The sequence below is a fragment of the Tautonia sp. JC769 genome (genome assembly GCF_040717455.1).
Taxonomy (GTDB): domain Bacteria; phylum Planctomycetota; class Planctomycetia; order Isosphaerales; family Isosphaeraceae; genus Tautonia.
Map to the genome: position 1 here is coordinate 317,181 of NZ_JBFEFH010000001.1, position 18,486 is coordinate 335,666.

The following is an 18,486-nucleotide window of genomic DNA, read 5'->3' on the forward strand; positions in this document are numbered from 1 at the left end:
AACATCCCCATGTCAGCGAACCTGTACACCGTCCGCGTCACCAAGGACGACCTCGTCTTCAGCGCCGGCCACTTCATCACCTTCAACGGCGACGTCTGCGAACGCATCCACGGCCACAACTGGCGCGTCGCCGTCGAGGTCGACGGTCCGCTCGACGAGAACCATTATGTTTTCGACTTCATCGCCCTGCGCGACCTGACGAAGGCCCTCGTCCTCGAACTCGATCACCGCATGCTCCTGCCCGACCGCAGCCCCTTCATCACCGTCTCCGACGACGGCCCGAACCTCGTCTGCCGCTACCGAGACCGCTACTGGAGCTTCCCCCGCGACGAGTGCGTCCTGCTCCCCGTCCCCAACACCACGACCGAGCTGATCGCCGCCTACCTCGGCTCCCGCCTCCGCGACGCCCTCACCGACCGCGGCCTCGCCCTCCCCCCGGCCATGCGCGTCTCGGTCGAGGAGAACTTCGGCCAGTGGGCCACCGCGCACTGGAGCCGTCCCGACTCCTCGACCGATTGAAGGACCTTGGGTCCGAATGCGCCGCAATCCTCAAGCGGGCGAACAGTCCTGACGTCTCAGGGCCGGCCCATCCCCCGCGCTCACGACCGAGAGCTCAACGGGTCCGATTCCGCCACCTCGGTCGAGCCCACGACCGGACGCGGCGCCTCCCGCGGTTCCTCCACGTCCTCGCCGAACCCCTCGGTCACGTCGTCCATCCGCCCCAGGCATTGATTGAACGTGTGCAGGGTCGCCAGCACGAGGCCCGCCGCCACCCCGAGATAGGCGGCAATCCAGAAGAACATCCAGAACGTCTGGCTCGCGAACACGCGCGGCGGCCCTTCGTCCGCGATCAGGGCATTGTAGACGCCGATGCCGATGAACGGGCTGCCCGCCGCCAGGCCCATCCCGAAGTTCCCATTGCCGTTTCCAAACGTGATCATGGCCAGGAACGGCCATGCGATCGCCATGGCGATGTAGAGCCCCGTGGTCAACCCCACCGCCTTCCCCAGCCGCTCGGTCCAGGTGGCCAGGGCCAGGCCGAGGCTCGTGATGGCCGCCCCGTAGGCCAGGATCAGCGCGGCCAGCAACGCCACCGCCCAGTACTTCCCCGTGAAGGTCGATTGCGCCAGGGCCACCCCGATCGGGAAAATCAAGAGGGGCGGCACCGATCGGAACGCCCCGCACCACTTCCCCCACACGACCGATCGGGTCGAGATCGGCGTGACCAGCAAGACGTCCAGGCTCCCGCGCTGACGCTCCTCCGCGAGGCTCGTCGCCGCCGAGACGCTCAACAGCAACAACCCCAGCGACACCTGCACCACGTTGACGAACACGCCGATCCCCGTCCCCCACCGCTGCCCGTTCAGCGCCAGCACGATGGCGAACATGCTGAATCCGCCGCAAAACAACACGTAAAGGCCCCAGGAGATCAGCGTCATCCGCGTCGGTCGTTTCCGCTGGCATTCGCGCCAGTACACGGGGTTCCGGTCGAGCGAGGGGGCCGGCATCAGCCGCCGCCACCACCGCAAGGCCCCCGAGGCCCCCGGCACCACCCTCGTAAACCCCTCCGACGCGATCGCCCCGGCCAGCCGCTCCCGGAGCGACTGCCGACGCCGCACGCCCCCTCCCTCCCCCTTGCCGAGCTGCCCGATCACCACCGGCCGGATCCGCCAGATCGACACGCCCATCAGGCCCGCCGACGCGGTCAGGCCCAGGCAGAGGAACCCCAGGTGGGTCCGGAACGTCACCGGGCGCATCATCGGCATCGATTCGATGGTCGAGAGCACCAGGAAGACCGGATTGTAGCGGAGGAGTTCCATGAAGATGTTCATCTGAGACCAACGCCACCTCGTCGGGATCAGCTCATACAGGCCCAGGCTGATCGGCGCGGCCATCAGGTACAGGATGCCGAACACATACGTCATGATCAGCACTTCATGCGTCTTCTTCCCCCAGATCGACAGCGTCAACGCCAGCGAACACCCGAAGATCGCCACGGCCAGGATCACCAGCAGCGAGCCGATCAGCCCCACCGGGTCGATCCCGCCGAACAGCGTCCCGATCGCCAGCACCGGGGCCGCGCAGAGGATCAGGCCCAGCACCGGGACCAGTCGCGCCCCCAGCTTCCCCAGCACGATCTCCGCGTCCGACAGGTCGCTCGCGAACAGCAGCGTCAGGTTCCCCCTCGCCTTGTCCAGGCAGATCGCCCCGGCCGTCGCGGCCGGCCCCGCCAGGCCCACCAGGCCGAGCAACAGCATCGCCGTCGTCCCGAAGAAGCCCTGGCCCACCTGCGCCTGCTGCCGGATCGTCAACTCCGCCGGGCCAACCCCCGGCGGCCTCGATTCCAACCAGACCAGGGTCATGGACCCCAGCAACAGCATCACCGTCAGCGACCGCATCCCGTACGTCTGCCAGCGCCTCGCGGTCATCAGCCACTCGAACGCGAAGACCGGCCCCAAGCCGATTCGACCCGCCATGTCCCGGCCTCCTTCCCGTCGCCACGCACTGCCGATCGCGATCGGCCCTCGTCAACGAATTCGCACCGATTGACGGAATCTTCACCCGGTCCCGACGAAGATCCCCGATGGCCCGCGCCGGATCCCCCCCCCACGGTCGATCCCGCCCCCTCGGCGCCGCTCACGACCGCGCTCCGGCCATCAGCAGCCGGCGAATCGCGGCCACGGCCAGCCCCCCCACCCCCGCGTAGATTCCCAGCAGCACCAGGCCGACGCTGCTGATCCGGCTGTCCACGCCGAAGTGCATCTGCCCCCAGAGGAAGACGGTCAGCGACTCCATCCCCGCCGGCGTCACCAGGTTCGTGATCGGCAGCTCCCCCATCGCCAGCACGAAGGCAACCAGCCAGGCCCCCGCGATCCCCCGCCGCGTCATCGGCACGGCCACCCGGCACACCCTCCCCCAGGGGCCCCAACCGTCGACCTCGGCCGATTCCAGGACGGCCGCCGGGACCCCCCTGACGGCCGGCCAGAGCACCAGCACCGCGAACGGCAACGCCCGCAACACCGCGCCGATCACCACGATCCCGATCGTATCATAAAGGATCGGCACATGCAGATAGGAAAGCTTCAGGGCCATCCCCGCCACCGGCCCCGGCAGGGCGAGCATCAGGGCCAGCAGGGCGACGACCACCCCCCTCCAGACGCCCCGGGCCCGCAGTTGCCACGCCAGGGCCCAGGCCAGGATGACGCTCGCCGTCGCCCCCAGGGCCGCCACCATCCCGGTCTGAACCACCGGCTCGCGCACCTCGGCCATCGCGTACGAGAGCGATTCGCCCAGCCCCTCCACCGACCACCCCGGCGCAATCCCCCGCGATGCGTCCCCACCAATCCGACCCGCTCGCCAGACCAATGCCGCCAGCGGAGGCCCGAACAGGGCGGCCGTCACCCCCCCCACCAGGCCGCCGACCGGCCACCGCCACCGGCCCAGCGCCCAGGCCCCGGCCGATCGCGTGCCGCTCGCCAGGCGCAAGGATTCAAGCCCCTCCGTAACCCTCGATGCCAGAACCATCGCCGCCATCAAGGCCAGGGTGGGCGGCACCGCCACCAACGCCACCGCCCACGGAGGTCTCCCCAGGCCATATTGCACATACGCTTCCTCGGCGTAGGTGCGCACCAAGAGCAGGTCGGTCACGGTCATGTCGCCGCTCGTCAACACCGCCACCAGCAGCGCCGCCCCGGCAACGGCCCCGGCCGACCGCCGCAGCGTCACCCCCACCGCGACCCGCCAGAGCGGCAGGTCGAGCCGGGCCGATTCCTCCAGCTCCGGCTCGACCCCTTTCAACCCGATCCCGGTCAGGAGGACCACCCAGGGCACCCCCGCCGCCGCATGCACGAAGCCCGCCCCGGCCCAGCCTTCCAGCATCGGCCGAAGCCCGAACGCCTGCTGATATCCGGCGTTCCCGAAACCACCCACCCATCCGGCCGCGTACAGCGGCATCGGCACGAAGATGGCCAGTGCCATCATGCCCAGCACCGCCGCCCGCCCGGGGACGTCGGCACGGAACAGGGCAAGGGCCATCGGAATCCCGACCGCCAACGACCCCAGCACCGCCCCGCCGACCACCCGCAGCGTCTCCACCGCGGGGCCGGCCACCAGGCCCGCCTCCCGTCCGAACGCCGCCGCGTCGATCAGGCCCGACGAGGTCGACGGCCCGGCCTCCCCGCCCAGGGCGAGCCTCATCGTGGCCGCCAGCGGCCAGACGACGATGATCCCCAGCGCGGCCCCGGTCGCGACGCGGCCCATCCCGGCGGCGCCGATCATCCTCGAAGCCCCGCCTCGTCCATCAGTCGGCTCGTCGCCTCGTACGCCTCGCGCACCCAGTCCAGGATCCTGTCCGGCTCGGGCGAGTACTCCAGCTCGATCGAAATCGTCGCGTCAGGAATGTTCAATTCCTTGATCGCCTTCAGATACCCGTCGAACTCGACCACCCCCCGGCCGGGGGGCAGGTCGCCGTGGATCTTACCGTCACAGTCCGAAATATGAACGTGCGCCACGCGTCCCGACAGCTCGATGATCCGATCCGCCGGCTCTCCCGAAAGGACCAGGTGCGAGATGTCCAGGTTCGCCTTCACCGCCGGGTGGTCGACCTCGTCCAGGAAGCGGACCATCCCGCCGATGTCCCGCACGAGCGAGAGGTCGAACGGCTCCAGCTCCAAAGCGATTTCCAGGTCCAGATCCTCGGCATACTCCCCCAGGGCCCTGACCTGCTGCACGCCGGTCGCCCATTGCTCCTCGGGCGGGATCACCTGCTTCTGCCAGATGTACTCGCCGAGCACGAGTAGCAGGTTCCTGGCCTCGAATTCATAGGCCATATCCAGATATTTGCGGCATCGATCGAGATGAAAGCGTTGCACGCTCGGGTTGAAGTCGATCAGGCCGACCGCCACGCACGGCACGCTGACGATCGGCAGCCCGAGCTTGTCGCAGGCGTCCTTGATCAGCTTGCGCTCCCGCACGTCGATGTCGAGCGGGTCGGCGAAGATGTCGATGCAATCGAACCCGATCTCCTTGGTCTTCTGGATGCCGAAGGCCGTCTCCCGACCCGCCTGGGCCCAGGCGGAGTTGATCAACCCGAGATTCATGACCGTCCTCCTCGTCTCCAGCGCTGTCCGACAACCACCCGCTTGCAACCGGATCACGACCACGAATCGACGAGCGGCGATCCCGCGTGACGGCCCCGCGATACGGCTCCATGGTGCCGCCCGACGGGCCTCCGGTCCAGCCCTCGCCCCTCCGGATTCCTCCGGGCCGCCAGGCCGAGCGTGTTGCCTTCTCCCCGCCGGCGCGGAATACTCGCGAGCAGGCAACAGCATCGAGCAGCTTCATCTCGGTCTTTCTTCGTCGTGTTCCGACTCGATCGACGGAGGTCCCATGACGATGCGACGAGACCCGCGGCGACGGGGCCAGACGCTCCTCCTCCTGGCCGCCATGCTCCCCCCCTCGCTCTCCTGCCGAGAGCCGTCTCCCGACCCCCAGGCCGCTCGAAATCCCCCGGACGCCGCCGGGGGAGCCGACACCCTCCGCCCCCCACCGGCCATCGACCCGGAGGCACCTCTCCCCCCGCCTCCCGACCCCGTCACGCCCGACGAGGGAGGCCCCGGGCCGCTCACCCTCGATCAGATCGACCTGGAGGGCCTCCCCGCCGACGAGCTGTTCGCCCTCGTCCCTCGCCTCGACTCCCTCGACGATCAGCGGGCGGTCCTCGAAGCCGTCATTCGCCGCTGGCCCGACCATCATCAGGCCCTGGTCATGCTCATGGAGGTCACTCAGAGCCTCGGGGTCAACCTCGCCATTCAGGAGGGTCGGCGGGCCGAGAGTTTCCCCTATCTGAACCGATCGGCCGAGGTCGCTCGCATGCTCATGGCACATGATGAACCCTTGACCGAAAGCCAACAAGCTTATGTGGGCATTGTCTTCTATAATGAAGCCTGCAATCATGCGCTCGAAGGAGACAGTTCGCTCGCCATCGATTCACTTCGCCAGGCACTCGAACTTGGATTTCGTGATCCGATTCTCTGGGACGACCCCGAGCTGGATTCCCTCCGCGATCGCGACGACTTCCGTCAGCTCCTCGACCAGTACCGCGGGCAGGTCGCTGCCCCCGAGGCCGACGCCGAAGCTCGGCCGCTTCCCGAGGACAATTGAACGGGGCCAGCCTCGCTGGTCGGCCGTGACCCTGGGGGCCGGTCAGCGGACCTCGACCGTCGATTGGAAGCCGGGAGGCATCGGCAGCCGTTCCAGCCCTCGACGCAGGGCCAGGCGTTGCCAGGGACGCGCCGCCTCGGCCCGGATGTGGACGCGAGGCCCGACGATCAGCAATTCCACCGAGGCGAGCCGGTCGGCCTCCCGTCGGATGATCATCTGCTCTAGCCGTCGTTTGAGGGCCTCCGGGGCGCCCGGGTCCTCCGCATCGAGCTCGAACGCCGGGGCGGCCGGCTCCGGCCGGCTCGCGGGCCTCGGGGAGGGTCGATCCGCCCGGCGGCCGAAGAGCCTCCCGAACAGCCCCGGGCGTTCCCGGACGACCGGTCCCGACCCGCCCGATCCCCGCGCCCGATCGGATTGCCCCGACCGCTCCGGGCCGTCCGTGTCGGCGATCGCCCGGCCCGGACCGGGGGGGAGGAAGGGATTCAAGGTCTCGGAACCGATCGACTCGGTGCCGATCGGAGGGGCGATCGTGGGTGCGATCGGGGCCTCGATGGTCTCGGCGGGGTCGCCCGGGGCCCGGGCACCCAGCGGGGGCCGGACCTGGATCGCATCCGCGACCACCCGTGCCGCCGGCCGGTCCCGCCGCGGCGCGGGCTCCGCCGGTATCGAGGGCGGCCGGCCGGCAGCCCTCGGGATGCTGCCCGGCTCGGCCCCGTGCGTCGCGCCGGCCATCGGTCCCGGCGGCGTCGGGAACGGGATCGGGGGCGCCTCATGGACCTCCCCGGAACGGACCTCGGCCGGGGGTCGCACGACCACCCCGAGTCCCTCCTGGGCGGTCGCGACGCCCTGGAGCCCTCCCAGGATCGCCGCCAGTGTCGAGACCGCTGGCCATCGACGCATGATCGTCACCTTTGCGACAATTCGACCCGATCGACGGGCCTTCCCGATCGCGTCCCGATCAGGAGTAAGGGTCGGTCGGCGGCCCGGCGCCGGTCGAGCGGGGATCGCCGGGGGCGTCCCCCGCGGGGACCGGTCGCGCGGGCTGCCCGGATCGCATCCGCGAATCCGAACAGACGGGTCAAGACGTGTTGGTAAGCTGAGAGAGAGGGGCGTTCGCTCGTGAAACGCAATCGTGCCCGATCGGCCATCGTCACCGGGGCCTCCAGCGGCATCGGTGCCGCCCTGGCCCGGCAACTGGCGGGGCAGGGGGTCCGGGTCGGCCTGACGGCCCGCCGGCTCGATCGCCTGGAGGGCCTGGCCGAGTCGATCCGGGCCGCCGGCGGCGAGGCGGCCGTGGCCCCGGCCGACGCCGCCGACCGCCGGGCGACGGCCGGGGCGATCGCCCGGCTCGAACGCGAGCTGGGGCCGATCGACCTCCTGATCGCCAACGCCGGGCTGGGCCGCAGCTCTCCGGCCGTCGGCTTCTCGGCCGAGGTGGTCGAGGAGGTCGTCCGCGTCAACCTGATCGGGGCCGCCGCGGCGATCGAGGGCGTCTTGCCGGGGATGCTCGCCCGGGGTCACGGGCAGATCGTCGGCATCAGCAGCCTGGCCGGATTCCGCGGGTTGCCCGGGTCGAGTGCCTATTGCGCCAGCAAGGCGGGCCTCTCGACCCTGCTCGAAGGGCTCCGGCCCGACCTCAGGCGGCGAGGGGTCCTGGTCACGGTCGTCCACCCCGGCTTCGTGCGGACCCCGATGACCGAGGCATCGCGCCATGTGCAGCCCTGGATGATGGACGCCGATCGCGCGGCCGCCATCATCCTCAAGGGCATCGCCCGGGGCCGCCGCCGGGTCGATTTCCCGGCGCCGACCCTGGCCTTGATGCGCCTGGTCCGTTTCCTGCCCGGCTCGGTTTACGACCGGCTCGCCCCCCGAGTGCTCTCGACCTGAGGGGGGGGAGGAGGGGCCCGCGAGTGGCCGGGCCTCGGTCGCCGTCGCTCTTGCCGAGGGTCAGAAACCGGGAGGGCAGCCGACGATGATCTGCCTCAGCTCGCCGAAGATGCCGACCGGGACGCCGATGAACGCGGCGGAGGCGAGCCGGTGGGCCGGGTTCGGCTTGGCCGATTGGTAGTATTCGACGGGCTTGCGGAGCATCGGATGCCGGTCGACGAAGGTCGCCCGGCCGGGTTGCGTGACCATCGGGTCGTTCAGTGCCGGGTCGATCGACCCGAGGGAGGGGTCCATCACGACCGATTGGTTGCGGATGAACTCCTTGCGCTGACAACCCGTGGACAGGGCCGCCAGCAGGGCGATGAGCACGACCCATCTCGCTCGTGTCGACATGGGATCCTTCCTCCTTTGGGCGCAAGCGCATGGGGCAACCGCTTGGCTGCCGAAGACGCTGCCCGAGGAAGTCTGACACCCGATCGGGCGAGGGGCCAATCGGCTCGGGGGCCCGGGGAGGGCGGACCTGCGTCTGATTCGGATTGTGCGGGTTCGACGGGTGCTTGGAATCCATGGACCGACTCATGACGGCCCTCCGATCCCTTCGAGCAGCAGGATCGTCCAGAAGGGGCGGCCGTCCCCGGCGGTCGCGTAGCCGATCCCGGCCCGGTCGAATGGCCCGAGCAGGTTGTCACGCTGCCCGGCCGACCCGGTCAGGGCGCGGAGCACCTCCTCCGGACCCGGATTGCCCGAGGCGACGCTCTGCGCGAGCCTGCGATAAGAGACGCCCGCCTCCCGGATCCGATCGACGAGCGACGGGCCGGGCGGCTTGAGCGAACCGGCCTCGGCCATCGCCTCGGCATGGCTGCGGGCAATCTGCTGGAGCGTGTCATCAAGGGCGAGGGGGTCGCGGCCCTCGTCGGAGCGGAGGGCGTTGATCTGTTCGAGCAACCCCTCGGCGGCCTCGGCGGGGTCGAGCCGGGGGATCGGGGTGGCGAAGACGACGCACCAGTAGGGGCGTCCGTCGTCGTCCTCGGCGCGGGCGGCCCCCAGTTCCTCGAAGTCGCCGAGGATGTTGCGCCGGTGCCCGGGGCTGTCCATCCAGCCGGTCATGACCTCCTCGGCCGTCTCCTGGCCGGCGGCGACGTTCTCGCCGACGGACTGATAGGGGTAGCCGACCCGCGTGATGCGATCGGCCGGGGACGAGCCGTCGACGCCCTTGTGGCGGATCTTGCCCAACTCGATCATCCCCGCCACCTGGGCCTCCGCGGCCCGGCTCAGGGTCGGCGAGAGGGAGAGCGGGGGCAGGTCGCGCTCGGCCCGCAGCGCGTTGTGCCGATCGAGCAGGTCCCGGGTGATGGGGTCGGGCGGGTCGGTCTCGTCGAGGGGGACCGGCGGGACGGCGGGGGGCCGACTCGGGATCGACCGCAAGGCCCCTTGACCCTGGCTCTGGCAGCCGGGGAGGCCGACGACCCAGCCCCAGGCCAGGCCGATCAGGACCAGTTGCGCCGATCGTCTCGGAATCACCCTTGGAATCGAAGGGGGCATCGGGGTCGGTCCTCCGGATCAGTTCGGCCGGGAGCTGGGTAGGGTCGGGGATGAAGGATCATGTCGAGGGGCCAGGGGGATCGATCTTCTGAAGGGCCTGGAATCGGTCAAGCCCGATCGGTCGGCCTCGGGGCAGGGTCGATCAGACTCAACTGGGCGGCCGAGCGGTCCGCGTCGTATACTGCCTTTTGAATCGGTCCGAGCCGGGTCGGGTGGCCCCCCTCAAAGCGCGTCGAAGCGAGGCAATCATGCCGGGCAGTCGGATCGGGCCGTTTGTGGCGATCGACCTGGAGACGACCGGACTGATCCCGGGGGTCGATCGGATCGTCGAGGTCGGCGCCGTGCGGTTCGAGGCCGACGGGACGGTCCGGGATCGGTTCGCCCGGCTGGTCCACCCCGGGCGGCCGATGAGTCCGGCGGCCGAGCGGATCCACGGCATCTCCGACGCGATGCTGGCCGACGCCGAGCCGAGGGAGGTGGTCCTGCCCGCCTTCTTCGATTGGCTGATGGGGGATCGGCCGCATCGGGTTTTGGCCCATCATGCGCGGTTCGACGCCGGATTCCTGGGCAACGAGCTGGCGGCGATGGGGCGGCCGATGCCGGGGGTCGAGGTCACCGATACCCTGTCGCTCGCCCGCTGTCGCCTGCCGAAGGCCGCGAGCCACCGGCTCGACGCGGTCGCCGAGCTGCTGGGCCTCTCGGCCGGGCCGGCGCACCGGGCGTTGGCCGATTGCGAGCGGGTCAGGGGGCTCTGGGTGGCGCTCGACGGCGAGGCGGGGCCTCATGTCCGCTACCCGATCGCCGACCCGGTGCGGGAGCAGTTGATTCCGTGCGGCTGGGAAGGGTTGTCGGAGGCGATTGCGGCCGGGCATCGGTTGGTGATCCGCTACGAAGGGGGTTCGCGAGGGAGCGGGCCGAGGGAGATCACCCCCCGGCGCTTGATCCACAAGGGGGGGGCGGCCTACCTGGTGGCCTTCTGCCATCTGGAGCGGTTCGAGAAGGCGTTCCGCCTGGATCGGGTGGTGTCGTTCGATCGGATCGAGTCGGCGAGGCCGGTGGCATAACGGCCGAGAGGGGCCGACGAAGGGGGCCGTCGGGGCGGGTCCGTCTCAAGCCCGCTTGATGATCCGACTTCCGGCGGATAAGGTAGTGCTCCTGGGGCTGTGCCGGCCGATTCCAACGGGAACGGGTCGCGATCTCGGCCCAATCCGGATCGACGGTCGGCCGGCCGACGATCGATCGGTGACCTACCGAACTGCTGTCGAGGCTCGCATGACCACCGCCTTTCTCCTGATCCTGCTGGGTGTGTTCGCCCGGCTCAATCCCGAGCATCTCCACAACTTCGTGCCGCTGGGGGCGATTGCCCTGTATGCCGGGGCCAGGCTGTCGCGGCGTTATGCGCTGGCCGTGCCGCTGGTCATCATGGTGGCGACCGACCTGGTGATCGACCTGGTCTACTACCCGCAGTTCCGCCGCGGGCCGCTCGACCCGAGCCGGCTGGCGGTCTATGGCTCGTATCTGGCCATCGTCTTGCTCGGCCGCTGGACCAGCCGCGACGCGAAGTTCGCGACGCCGGTGGGGATGACGGTCGTCGGCTCCCTGCTGTTCTTCATGGTGACGAACTTCGCGGTCTGGGCCTCGGGCGTCTCGCTGCAGCCGGGCACGTTTGCCGGCCTGATCGCCTGCTACGGCGACGCGGTCCCGTTCTACCGGGCGACCCTGGTGGCCGACCTGAGCGGCGCGGTGGTCCTGTTCGGCCTGGATGCGGTGCTCCGGCCGGTGATCGAGGCCCGGCAGGTCGCGGCGGCCGAGGCCAGGTGAGCCGGGTCGTGGAACCCGGATCGCTGGCGATCGGTCCGGGGCCGGGCCTGCTCGTCAGCGTCCGGTCGGCGGCCGAGGCGATCGAGGCGGTCCGGGGCGGGGCTTCGGTCGTGGATGTCAAGGAGCCGGGCCGAGGTCCGCTCGGCTGCGCCGACGTGAGCGTCTGGCGAGCCGTCCGGGAGGCGGTGCCGCCGGACGTGCCGGTGAGCGTGGCGCTGGGAGAACTGCGGGAGTGGGTCGCGGGCCGTCCGCTTCCTTCCTCGCAGGCGTTCGAGGGGATCGCCTTCCGCAAGGTGGGGCTGTCGGGGATGGCCCGGCTCGACTGGGAGCGGGCCTGGGATCGGCTCCGAGGGGCGTTCGGTCCGGGTCCGCCCTGGATCGCCGTCGCCTACCTCGACGCCGATCGGGCCGACGCGCCAGACTGGCTCGCGGTCCGGGACGTCGCCCTGACCGTGCCGGAGTGTGCCGGAGTGTTGCTCGACACCTGGGACAAGACGCAACCGGCCCCGGTTGTCGCGATCGACCCCGCCGGGTTCGAGCCGATCCGTCGGGCCGGGCGTCGGATCGCGCTGGCGGGGGGGCTGGACGCGGCGGCGATCGGGCGGCTTGGTGGGCTGCGTCCCGATCTGTTCGGCGTCCGGGGGGCCGCCTGCGCCGGGGGGGAGCGGGGCGGGGCGATCGAGCGGGACCGGGTGCGCGGGTTGGTCGAGGCGATTCGGAAAACGGATCGCGATTGAGCCTGGCTCGTTTGCGACCCCTTCGAAGTACGTGAGAGGGTCGGGCGAGGACGGCGGTCCAACCTTTTGCGATCCGGACGGGGACCCCCTCACCCGGCCTGACGGCCACCCTCTCCCCCAAAGGGGGCGAGGGGCGGAGTTTGTCCCCCTCTCCCCGACCGCGGGGAGAGGGCCGGGGTGAGGGGTCCCTGGCGAGATCGCAAGGACTGGCGAGCCGGCCAACTGCCCCAGGAGGGGGCGTGGGTGAAGCGCACGGGGCGACAAGCGTCGCATCGGCCGCCGATTCTCTAGCCCGGGAGCGGGAGAAGCGGGTTGAGTTAGCCGGAAGGATCGTCGGGGAGGTCGTCGAGGACGGGGAGGCCGGGGGGGTAGGGGCCGTCGGCGGGGTCGAAGGGGCCGCAGAGCCCTTCGGCGTCGCAGGCGCGACAGGCGGCGATGTCGGCGCGGGTGAGGCCGGGATACCAGGTCATCAGCTCGTCCTCGGACTTGCCGTCGGCGAGCCAGGCGGCGACGTCCTCGACCTCGCGGCGGAGGCGGAGGATGACGGGCCATTCCTCGCTCATGCTGCGGACGAGCGCGATGTGCTTGCGCCAGTTGGTTGAGGCGTCGGCGATCTCCTCGGGGGTCGATTCGGGGGGAGCGGGAGAAGCCGTCATCGGCTCGGGGGCGGGATCCGTGGGAGCGGCCGAGGATCGACGTTTCGAAGTGCTTGGCGAGGGGTTTGAGGCGGCCTTTTGTTGCGCCTCCAGGTGACGGCGGAGATCCTTGCAGGCGGAGCGGTAGTTGCGTTCGGCGAGGCTCTGGAAGCGGCACCAGTCGGGGCCGGGGATCTCCCCCTTCGGCTCCAGCTTGGCGGCGGTCCGGAGGCGGACGGCGGCGAGGACGATCGTCTCGGCGTGGAGCCGGGCGAGGGTGTCGTCGGCGCCGAACTGGCCGAGCCAGGCGGCGATGAGGGCGTCGAACTGCTCGTCGCCGGCGTCCCGGAGCATCAGGAGGCCCATCGGGACGAGGGCCGCCGGGATGCCTGTCAGGCTGGTCGGGGCGGAGGAGCGATCGGGAGCGGGGTCGGACGGAGGGGGCGCGGGTCGGCAATCCATGGGAAGGGCTCGGGGCCGCTTTGGGCCGGTCGGACGTCGCGAGTTCGGGCGCAAAATCCCAAGAAAACGCTCATCTAGCCCGAGGCGAGCCGCTTCCGGTCGGCCGGTGGTCCTTCCCTCCCCGACCCGGCGCACATCGCCGGATCACGGGACGCTCCGCGAGGATGCAGGGGCGAACAGGTCCGCGCTGCATCCGTCTTACGTATTACTGTCGTGAGAACGGGGCGGCGTAGTCACAAAAATCGGGAAATTTTGCCGAAGAGGTCCGAACGGTGTCGGAACGGCCGACTTGTTCGGGGGGCGTGTCGGGGCGTACGCTTTGAAGACAGGTCGAGGCCCGGGGGGCGCCGATCGTTGGTTTTGTTCGAGAATGACGACGCGCAACCAGGAGACTCCGAGCGATGCTGATGGGCCGTCCCGATACGACGCCGTACGACCTGCGATTCCGGTTGCTCGGCGTCCCGGTCCGAATCCACCCGGCCTTCTGGGTCGTGGGCCTGATGCTCGGGTTCGACCAGTCCGACCCGAAGCGGACGTTGGTGTGGGTGGCGGTGCTGTTCGTGTCGATCCTCTGGCACGAGATGGGGCACGCGATGGCCGCCGTCTGGAACGGCCTGAGGCCGAATGTGGTGCTCTACTGGATGGGGGGCCTGTGCTTCAGCGAGCGCGACCGGCTGGGGCTGGGGGGGAACGTCGCGGTGATCCTCGGCGGGCCGGGGGCGGGGTTCGTGCTGGGGATCCTGACGGTGATGATCAGCGCGGGGGTCGGGGGGCTGACCCTGGAGGATAACCTGGCGCTCTTCGGGCTGGGATCGGGCAGCGTGAGGGAAGCCTTGTTCAAGTTTAACGATCCCTACGTGTTCAGCTTCTATTACAGCATGCTCTTCTTCAACTTCGGCTGGACGCTGGTGAACCTGCTGCCGGTCTGGAGCCTCGACGGGGGGCAGTTCCTGGCGCAGGTGTTGACCAGTCGGCACCCGTACCGGGGGATGCAGCAGACCTACACGGTGGGGATGATCACGGCCGGGGCGGTGGCGTTGTGGGCCTTCTCGGCCGAGCAGACGTTCCTGGCGATCTTCTTCGCCCTGTTCGCGTTCTCGAATTACCAGGGGCGGCGGGCGTTGCAGCAGCAAGGGGGATACGGGTCGTTCGACGTGGACCGGGGCGACTGGTGGAAGCGGGGGCGGTGACGAGCACGATGGGATGGGTGCTGGCGGGCGGGGCGGTGGCCGTCGGGGTGCTGGTGGTCGTCTGGCTGGCCCGATCGGGAAGGCTCGGGGGCGGCGATTTCGTCATCCGGCTGGGGCCGGGGGATCGGGTCGAGGTGTCGGGGAGGGTGCCGCGGTCGAAGGTGCCGGGGATCGTCGGGTTCTTCCGGGACCAGGCCGGAGGGGTGCCGCGGGGTCGGATCGTGGGGACGTTCGGTCCGGGGGGGACGCCCCGGCTCCGGTTCTCGGGCGCGATCGACCCGGCCCTGAGGCAACGGGCACGGAATTTCCTGATCGAACACCTGCGGTAGGACGTCGCGCCCTTCCAATCGCGGCCCGATTATTCGAGAATCGACCGTCTTGACGCCTGCGCCTTGATCCCGGCGCCCCGATTGTTTGAAAGTATTGCGACGATGAGCAAACGCAAGTCGAAGTCGACCGCCAAAGCCAAGCCCGAAGCGAACCCGAACCCCGAGGAGGCTCCCGTCCAGGGGCGCGACCTGGTCTTGCCCGAGTTGGAGGAGCAGGGGCCGCCGTTGCCGAACCGGCTGCCGCTCTTGCCGCTGCGCGCCGACGTCGTCTTCCCGCAGACGGTGGTCCCGCTCGTCGTCAATCGGCCGGCGGGGATGAGGCTGATCGACGACGTCCACGGCTCGACCGGCGACCGGTTGATCGGGCTGGTCACCCAGCGCTCGCCGGACGTCGAGGAGCCGGGGTTCGACGACCTGTACGACACGATCTGCGTCGGCTCGGTCCTGAAGATGCTGAAGTTCCCGGACGGATCGACCCGGATCGTCTGCCAGGGGCTCGGCCGAGCCCGATTGACGAAGCTCGACCGGACCGAGCCGTATCTGGTGGGGCACGTCGAGCCGCTGGAAGAAACGGTCGACGAAGGGGAGGAGCTGGATGCCCTGGTGCACCTGGTCAACGGCCTCTTCAACCGCCTGAGCGACAACGTGCCCGAGGAGCTTCAGGTCGCGGCCATGAACACCCGGGACCCGGCCCGCCTGGCCGACCTGCTGGGGTCAAGCCTGCCGTTCTCGGTCGAGGAAAAGCTGGAGATGCTGGCCGAGCTGGACGTGAAGTCTCGCCTGATGCTGCTCGGCCAGTACCTGACGCGGCACCTGAACGTGATGGAGCTGTCGACCAAGATCCAGGCGCAGGTCGGCTCGGAGATCACGAGGGCGCAGCGCGAGCATTTCCTCCGCCAGCAACTGAAGGCGATCCAGGAAGAGCTGGGCGAGATGGAGCCGGAGGCGGCCGAGGCCCGCGAGCTGGAGCGGAAGATCCGCCGCGCCAAGCTGCCGCCCGAGGCCCGCGCCGAGGCCCGCCGCGAGATCGACCGCCTGGCCGGCATGCACCCCAGCTCGGCCGAATACTCGATCGTGCGCACGTATGTCGATTGGTTGGCGAGCCTGCCCTGGGCGAAGGCGAGCAAGGACCACCTCGACCTGAAGCACGCCCGGACGGTGCTGGACGAGGACCACTTCGACCTGGAGAAGATCAAGGAGCGGATCCTCGAATACCTGGCCGTCCGGAAGCTGAAGAAGGACATGAAGGGGCCGATCCTCTGCTTCGTCGGCCCGCCGGGGACGGGGAAGACGAGCCTCGGCCGGTCGATCGCCCGGGCGATGGGGCGCGAGTTCGTCCGGATCAGCCTGGGGGGCGTGCACGACGAGGCCGAGATCCGGGGGCACCGGCGGACGTATGTCGCGGCGATGCCGGGGCGGATCATCCAGGGCTTGCGCAAGGCGGGCACGAATAATCCGGTGTTCATGCTGGACGAGGTCGACAAGCTCGGGGCCGACTTCCGGGGGGACCCCTCGGCCGCCCTGCTGGAGGTGCTCGACCCGGAGCAGAACGCGACCTTCCGCGACAACTACCTCGACATCGATTTCGACCTGTCGCGGATCATGTTCATCGCCACGGCGAACATGCTGGAGACGATCCCCGGCCCGTTGCTCGACCGCATGGAGGTGCTGGAATTGCCGGGGTATGCCGAGGAGGAGAAGATCCTCATCGCGCAGCGCTTCCTCATCCCCAAGCAGCTCGAAAGCCACGGGTTGACGGCGAAGCAACTGACGATCGGTGACGACGCCGTGCGCCGGGTGATCGCCGATTACACGCGAGAGGCCGGCCTGCGGAACCTGGAGCGGGAGCTGGCCGCGATTTGCCGGAAGGTGGCCCGCAAGCGTGCCGAAGGATCGAAGACGAGCACGAGCGTCGGGGCGGACGACGTGCCGACGTACCTCGGCCCGCCGAAGCACTTCCGCGAGGTGGCCGCGCGGACCGGGGTGCCCGGCGTGGCCACCGGCCTGGCCTGGACGCCGACCGGCGGCGAGATCCTGTTCATCGAGGCCAGCGGGATGCCGGGCAAGGGCTCGTTCACCCTGACCGGCTTGCTGGGGGAGTCGATGAAGGAGAGCGCCCACGCGGCGATGAGCTACCTGAAGTCGCACACGAAGGCGCTGGGGATCGACCCGGCCCGGTTTGCGAAGACGGATATTCATATCCACGTGCCCGCCGGGGCCGTGCCGAAGGACGGGCCGTCGGCGGGGGTGGCGATCGCCGCTGCCTTGATCAGCCTGTTCCGGGACGAGCCGATCCGCCGCGACCTGGCGATGACCGGTGAGCTGACCCTGACCGGGCGGGTCCTGCCCGTCGGCGGGGTGAAGGAGAAGGTGCTCGGGGCGCGTCGGGCGGGGATCAAGACGGTCCTGATCCCGCGCTACAACGAGAAAGATCTGATCGATCTGTCGGAGGAGGTCCGCAGCGACCTGACCTTCCGGAGCGTGGAGTCGCTCGACGACGTGGTGGCGGCGCTGTTCACCGGATCGGGGTCGAAGGCGAGCGGGAGGAAGTCGGGCGCCTCGAAATCGGCCAGTCCGCCCCGATCGAAGGGGGCGGGGCCCTCGCGCCGGGCGTCGCGCTAGGTCTGCGTTCTTGCCTTTTTTCCCGGGCGAGCGGGGCCGGGCGTGGCGGGGGACGATCGTCGGGCGAGTCCGGGCGCCGGCCTTGAGGCGAGCCGGAGCCGGGTCGGGATCGCGAAGGGGCAACGGTTGATGGAGAACGATCCTTCGGTCGGTGTGGCGAGCGCGGTCCTGGCGGTGGTGGTGATCGGGATCGCCTTCCTGCTCACCTGGCGGCAGCGGCTGGAGTCGCGTCGGCCTCGGAATCTGAGTGACGAGGCTGATGCGCGCTACTTCGCCCGGCAGGATCGGCGGCGGTACCGGGGGGCGGTCCTGCTGGCGCTGCTCGGCCTGGGGATCGGCGTGGGGGGGAACATCGACATCCGGGCCGGCCAGTCGGAGCGGATCGCCTTCGTCGCCGTCTGGGTGATCGTCTTGCTCCTGGTCTTGCAGACGCTCGTGCTGGCGTTCCTCGACCTGTGGTCGACCCGCCGCTACGCCGATCGTCAGCGCCGGAAGCTGGCCGAGGAGCGTCGGCAGACCCTGGAGCGGGAGATCGAGGCGGTGAGGGAGACGTTCCGCCGCTCCCGGTCGCAGAAGAACGGCAAGCACAAGCGGACCTGAACCGGGCCACCGGCGGTCCGGTCCGGGTCTTGGCGATGTGTCGTCCCGGGGGATCGCCCCCGGCTGGGGCGGGGCCGCGCCGAGCGTCCGCGCCCCTCGGCCTTGACCGCGACGGCGGTGTCAGTAGGTCAGGGCGATCAGGGCGAGGATCAACGCGAAGAGGTTCAGGCCGGCCCCGACGAGCACCGGGACCGGGCAGATCAGGCTTCGCAGGTGCGCCGCCAGCCAGCCGGCCAGGGCGATGGCGAGGCCGATGAGGGCCGGGCTGAAGGGGGGGATCCAGGCCTCGGCGGCCTGGCCCACCTCGCCGAGATTCTGGGCGTAGATCGACCTGGCCTGGAGCAGGATCAGGTCGAACCCGTAAATCACCACCAGGATGATTCCGAGGATCGAGGAGGTCTGGCCCAGGATCCAGGAGACGTAACTGATGCGAGTGGCAGGGTCGGGTTCGTTCATGATTGGCTCCATCCCCGGCGTCGTTTCGGGTGCTCTCTTCCAA

At 69.9% G+C, this 18,486-nt stretch carries 18 protein-coding genes; 10 read left to right on the forward strand and 8 right to left on the reverse strand.

The window, feature by feature from the left end; all coding sequences use genetic code 11:
* Positions 1 to 9: 9 nt before the first annotated feature.
* Complete coding sequence (locus AB1L88_RS01290; RefSeq protein WP_367094811.1) at positions 10 to 519, forward strand: 6-pyruvoyl tetrahydropterin synthase family protein; 510 nt, start codon at positions 10 to 12, stop codon at positions 517 to 519.
* Between the two features lie 80 nt (positions 520 to 599).
* On the opposite strand, the gene AB1L88_RS01295 is transcribed toward AB1L88_RS01290, so the two are convergent.
* From AB1L88_RS01295 to AB1L88_RS01305, 3 genes are all read right to left on the reverse strand, one after another.
* Positions 600 to 2,477, reverse strand: coding sequence for an ABC transporter permease subunit (locus AB1L88_RS01295; protein ID WP_367094812.1), 1,878 nt, complete (start codon positions 2,475 to 2,477; stop codon positions 600 to 602).
* 160 nt (positions 2,478 to 2,637) lie between these two features.
* Positions 2,638 to 4,278 (reverse strand): ABC transporter permease subunit, encoded by a 1,641-nt coding sequence (locus tag AB1L88_RS01300; RefSeq protein ID WP_367094813.1) that lies wholly within the window; start codon positions 4,276 to 4,278, stop codon positions 2,638 to 2,640.
* Positions 4,275 to 5,099: a sugar phosphate isomerase/epimerase gene (locus AB1L88_RS01305; protein WP_367094814.1), complete on the reverse strand. Its 825-nt coding sequence runs from the start codon at positions 5,097 to 5,099 to the stop codon at positions 4,275 to 4,277. The genes AB1L88_RS01300 and AB1L88_RS01305 overlap by 4 nt, the downstream gene beginning before the upstream one ends.
* 289 nt (positions 5,100 to 5,388) lie before the next feature.
* Here AB1L88_RS01305 and AB1L88_RS01310 point away from each other — a divergent pair, with 289 nt between their 5' ends.
* Entirely contained in the window at positions 5,389 to 6,162 is a 774-nt protein-coding gene (locus tag AB1L88_RS01310) for a hypothetical protein (RefSeq protein WP_367094815.1), read from the forward strand.
* A gap of 42 nt (positions 6,163 to 6,204) precedes the next feature.
* Here the strand turns inward: AB1L88_RS01310 and AB1L88_RS01315 are convergent, their stop codons facing one another.
* A complete protein-coding gene (locus AB1L88_RS01315) occupies positions 6,205 to 7,062 on the reverse strand; it encodes a hypothetical protein (RefSeq protein ID WP_367094816.1) in 858 nt (285 codons plus the stop codon).
* 219 nt (positions 7,063 to 7,281) lie between these two features.
* Here AB1L88_RS01315 and AB1L88_RS01320 point away from each other — a divergent pair, with 219 nt between their 5' ends.
* Positions 7,282 to 8,049 (forward strand): SDR family NAD(P)-dependent oxidoreductase, encoded by a 768-nt coding sequence (locus tag AB1L88_RS01320; protein WP_367094817.1) that lies wholly within the window; start codon positions 7,282 to 7,284, stop codon positions 8,047 to 8,049.
* Positions 8,050 to 8,109: 60 nt separating this feature from the next.
* On the opposite strand, the gene AB1L88_RS01325 is transcribed toward AB1L88_RS01320, so the two are convergent.
* Positions 8,110 to 8,442 (reverse strand): hypothetical protein, encoded by a 333-nt coding sequence (locus AB1L88_RS01325; RefSeq protein WP_367094818.1) that lies wholly within the window; start codon positions 8,440 to 8,442, stop codon positions 8,110 to 8,112.
* Positions 8,443 to 8,625: 183 nt separating this feature from the next.
* Positions 8,626 to 9,591: a CAP domain-containing protein gene (locus tag AB1L88_RS01330; RefSeq protein WP_367094819.1), complete on the reverse strand. Its 966-nt coding sequence runs from the start codon at positions 9,589 to 9,591 to the stop codon at positions 8,626 to 8,628.
* 248 nt (positions 9,592 to 9,839) lie between these two features.
* On the opposite strand from AB1L88_RS01330, the gene AB1L88_RS01335 reads away from it, so the two are divergent.
* The 3 genes from AB1L88_RS01335 to AB1L88_RS01345 all read left to right on the forward strand — a co-directional run bounded on the left by AB1L88_RS01335 (position 9,840) and on the right by AB1L88_RS01345 (position 12,149).
* On the forward strand, positions 9,840 to 10,655 hold the full coding sequence (locus tag AB1L88_RS01335) for an exonuclease domain-containing protein (RefSeq protein ID WP_367094820.1): 816 nt from the start codon (positions 9,840 to 9,842) through the stop codon (positions 10,653 to 10,655).
* Positions 10,656 to 10,863: 208 nt separating this feature from the next.
* On the forward strand, positions 10,864 to 11,412 hold the full coding sequence (locus AB1L88_RS01340; RefSeq protein WP_367094821.1) for a DUF6580 family putative transport protein: 549 nt from the start codon (positions 10,864 to 10,866) through the stop codon (positions 11,410 to 11,412).
* Positions 11,413 to 11,420: 8 nt separating this feature from the next.
* On the forward strand, positions 11,421 to 12,149 hold the full coding sequence (locus AB1L88_RS01345) for a (5-formylfuran-3-yl)methyl phosphate synthase (RefSeq protein WP_367094822.1): 729 nt from the start codon (positions 11,421 to 11,423) through the stop codon (positions 12,147 to 12,149).
* A 317-nt stretch (positions 12,150 to 12,466) separates the two neighbouring features.
* Here the strand turns inward: AB1L88_RS01345 and AB1L88_RS01350 are convergent, their stop codons facing one another.
* On the reverse strand, positions 12,467 to 13,246 hold the full coding sequence (locus AB1L88_RS01350; protein ID WP_367094823.1) for a DUF433 domain-containing protein: 780 nt from the start codon (positions 13,244 to 13,246) through the stop codon (positions 12,467 to 12,469).
* A 401-nt stretch (positions 13,247 to 13,647) separates the two neighbouring features.
* On the opposite strand from AB1L88_RS01350, the gene AB1L88_RS01355 reads away from it, so the two are divergent.
* The 4 genes from AB1L88_RS01355 to AB1L88_RS01370 all read left to right on the forward strand — a co-directional run bounded on the left by AB1L88_RS01355 (position 13,648) and on the right by AB1L88_RS01370 (position 17,987).
* Positions 13,648 to 14,436, forward strand: a complete 789-nt coding sequence (locus AB1L88_RS01355; RefSeq protein ID WP_367094824.1) for a site-2 protease family protein — start codon at positions 13,648 to 13,650, stop codon at positions 14,434 to 14,436.
* Entirely contained in the window at positions 14,433 to 14,765 is a 333-nt protein-coding gene (locus tag AB1L88_RS01360; RefSeq protein WP_367094825.1) for a hypothetical protein, read from the forward strand. The genes AB1L88_RS01355 and AB1L88_RS01360 overlap by 4 nt, the downstream gene beginning before the upstream one ends.
* A gap of 102 nt (positions 14,766 to 14,867) precedes the next feature.
* Complete coding sequence (gene lon, locus AB1L88_RS01365) at positions 14,868 to 17,387, forward strand: endopeptidase La (RefSeq protein WP_367094826.1); 2,520 nt, start codon at positions 14,868 to 14,870, stop codon at positions 17,385 to 17,387.
* Positions 17,388 to 17,516: 129 nt separating this feature from the next.
* On the forward strand, positions 17,517 to 17,987 hold the full coding sequence (locus tag AB1L88_RS01370; RefSeq protein ID WP_367094827.1) for a hypothetical protein: 471 nt from the start codon (positions 17,517 to 17,519) through the stop codon (positions 17,985 to 17,987).
* 120 nt (positions 17,988 to 18,107) lie between these two features.
* Here the strand turns inward: AB1L88_RS01370 and AB1L88_RS01375 are convergent, their stop codons facing one another.
* Positions 18,108 to 18,443 (reverse strand): hypothetical protein, encoded by a 336-nt coding sequence (locus AB1L88_RS01375; RefSeq protein WP_367094828.1) that lies wholly within the window; start codon positions 18,441 to 18,443, stop codon positions 18,108 to 18,110.
* Positions 18,444 to 18,486 lie beyond the last annotated feature (43 nt).

Excerpts from the sequence above, each read along its gene's own strand:
- AB1L88_RS01300 (WP_367094813.1), bottom strand. The coding sequence starts at position 4,278 with ATGATCGGCGCCGCCGGGATGGGCCGCGTCGCGACCGGGGCCGCGCTG.
- AB1L88_RS01355 (WP_367094824.1), top strand. The coding sequence starts at position 13,648 with ATGCTGATGGGCCGTCCCGATACGACGCCGTACGACCTGCGATTCCGG.
- AB1L88_RS01335 (WP_367094820.1), top strand. The coding sequence starts at position 9,840 with ATGCCGGGCAGTCGGATCGGGCCGTTTGTGGCGATCGACCTGGAGACG.
- AB1L88_RS01330 (WP_367094819.1), bottom strand. The coding sequence starts at position 9,591 with ATGCCCCCTTCGATTCCAAGGGTGATTCCGAGACGATCGGCGCAACTG.
- AB1L88_RS01350 (WP_367094823.1), bottom strand. The coding sequence starts at position 13,246 with ATGGATTGCCGACCCGCGCCCCCTCCGTCCGACCCCGCTCCCGATCGC.
- AB1L88_RS01375 (WP_367094828.1), bottom strand. The coding sequence starts at position 18,443 with ATGAACGAACCCGACCCTGCCACTCGCATCAGTTACGTCTCCTGGATC.
- AB1L88_RS01370 (WP_367094827.1), top strand. The coding sequence starts at position 17,517 with ATGGAGAACGATCCTTCGGTCGGTGTGGCGAGCGCGGTCCTGGCGGTG.
- AB1L88_RS01315 (WP_367094816.1), bottom strand. The coding sequence starts at position 7,062 with ATGCGTCGATGGCCAGCGGTCTCGACACTGGCGGCGATCCTGGGAGGG.
- AB1L88_RS01295 (WP_367094812.1), bottom strand. The coding sequence starts at position 2,477 with ATGGCGGGTCGAATCGGCTTGGGGCCGGTCTTCGCGTTCGAGTGGCTG.
- AB1L88_RS01340 (WP_367094821.1), top strand. The coding sequence starts at position 10,864 with ATGACCACCGCCTTTCTCCTGATCCTGCTGGGTGTGTTCGCCCGGCTC.
- AB1L88_RS01305 (WP_367094814.1), bottom strand. The coding sequence starts at position 5,099 with ATGAATCTCGGGTTGATCAACTCCGCCTGGGCCCAGGCGGGTCGGGAG.
- AB1L88_RS01310 (WP_367094815.1), top strand. The coding sequence starts at position 5,389 with ATGACGATGCGACGAGACCCGCGGCGACGGGGCCAGACGCTCCTCCTC.
- AB1L88_RS01325 (WP_367094818.1), bottom strand. The coding sequence starts at position 8,442 with ATGTCGACACGAGCGAGATGGGTCGTGCTCATCGCCCTGCTGGCGGCC.
- AB1L88_RS01290 (WP_367094811.1), top strand. The coding sequence starts at position 10 with ATGTCAGCGAACCTGTACACCGTCCGCGTCACCAAGGACGACCTCGTC.
- lon (WP_367094826.1), top strand. The coding sequence starts at position 14,868 with ATGAGCAAACGCAAGTCGAAGTCGACCGCCAAAGCCAAGCCCGAAGCG.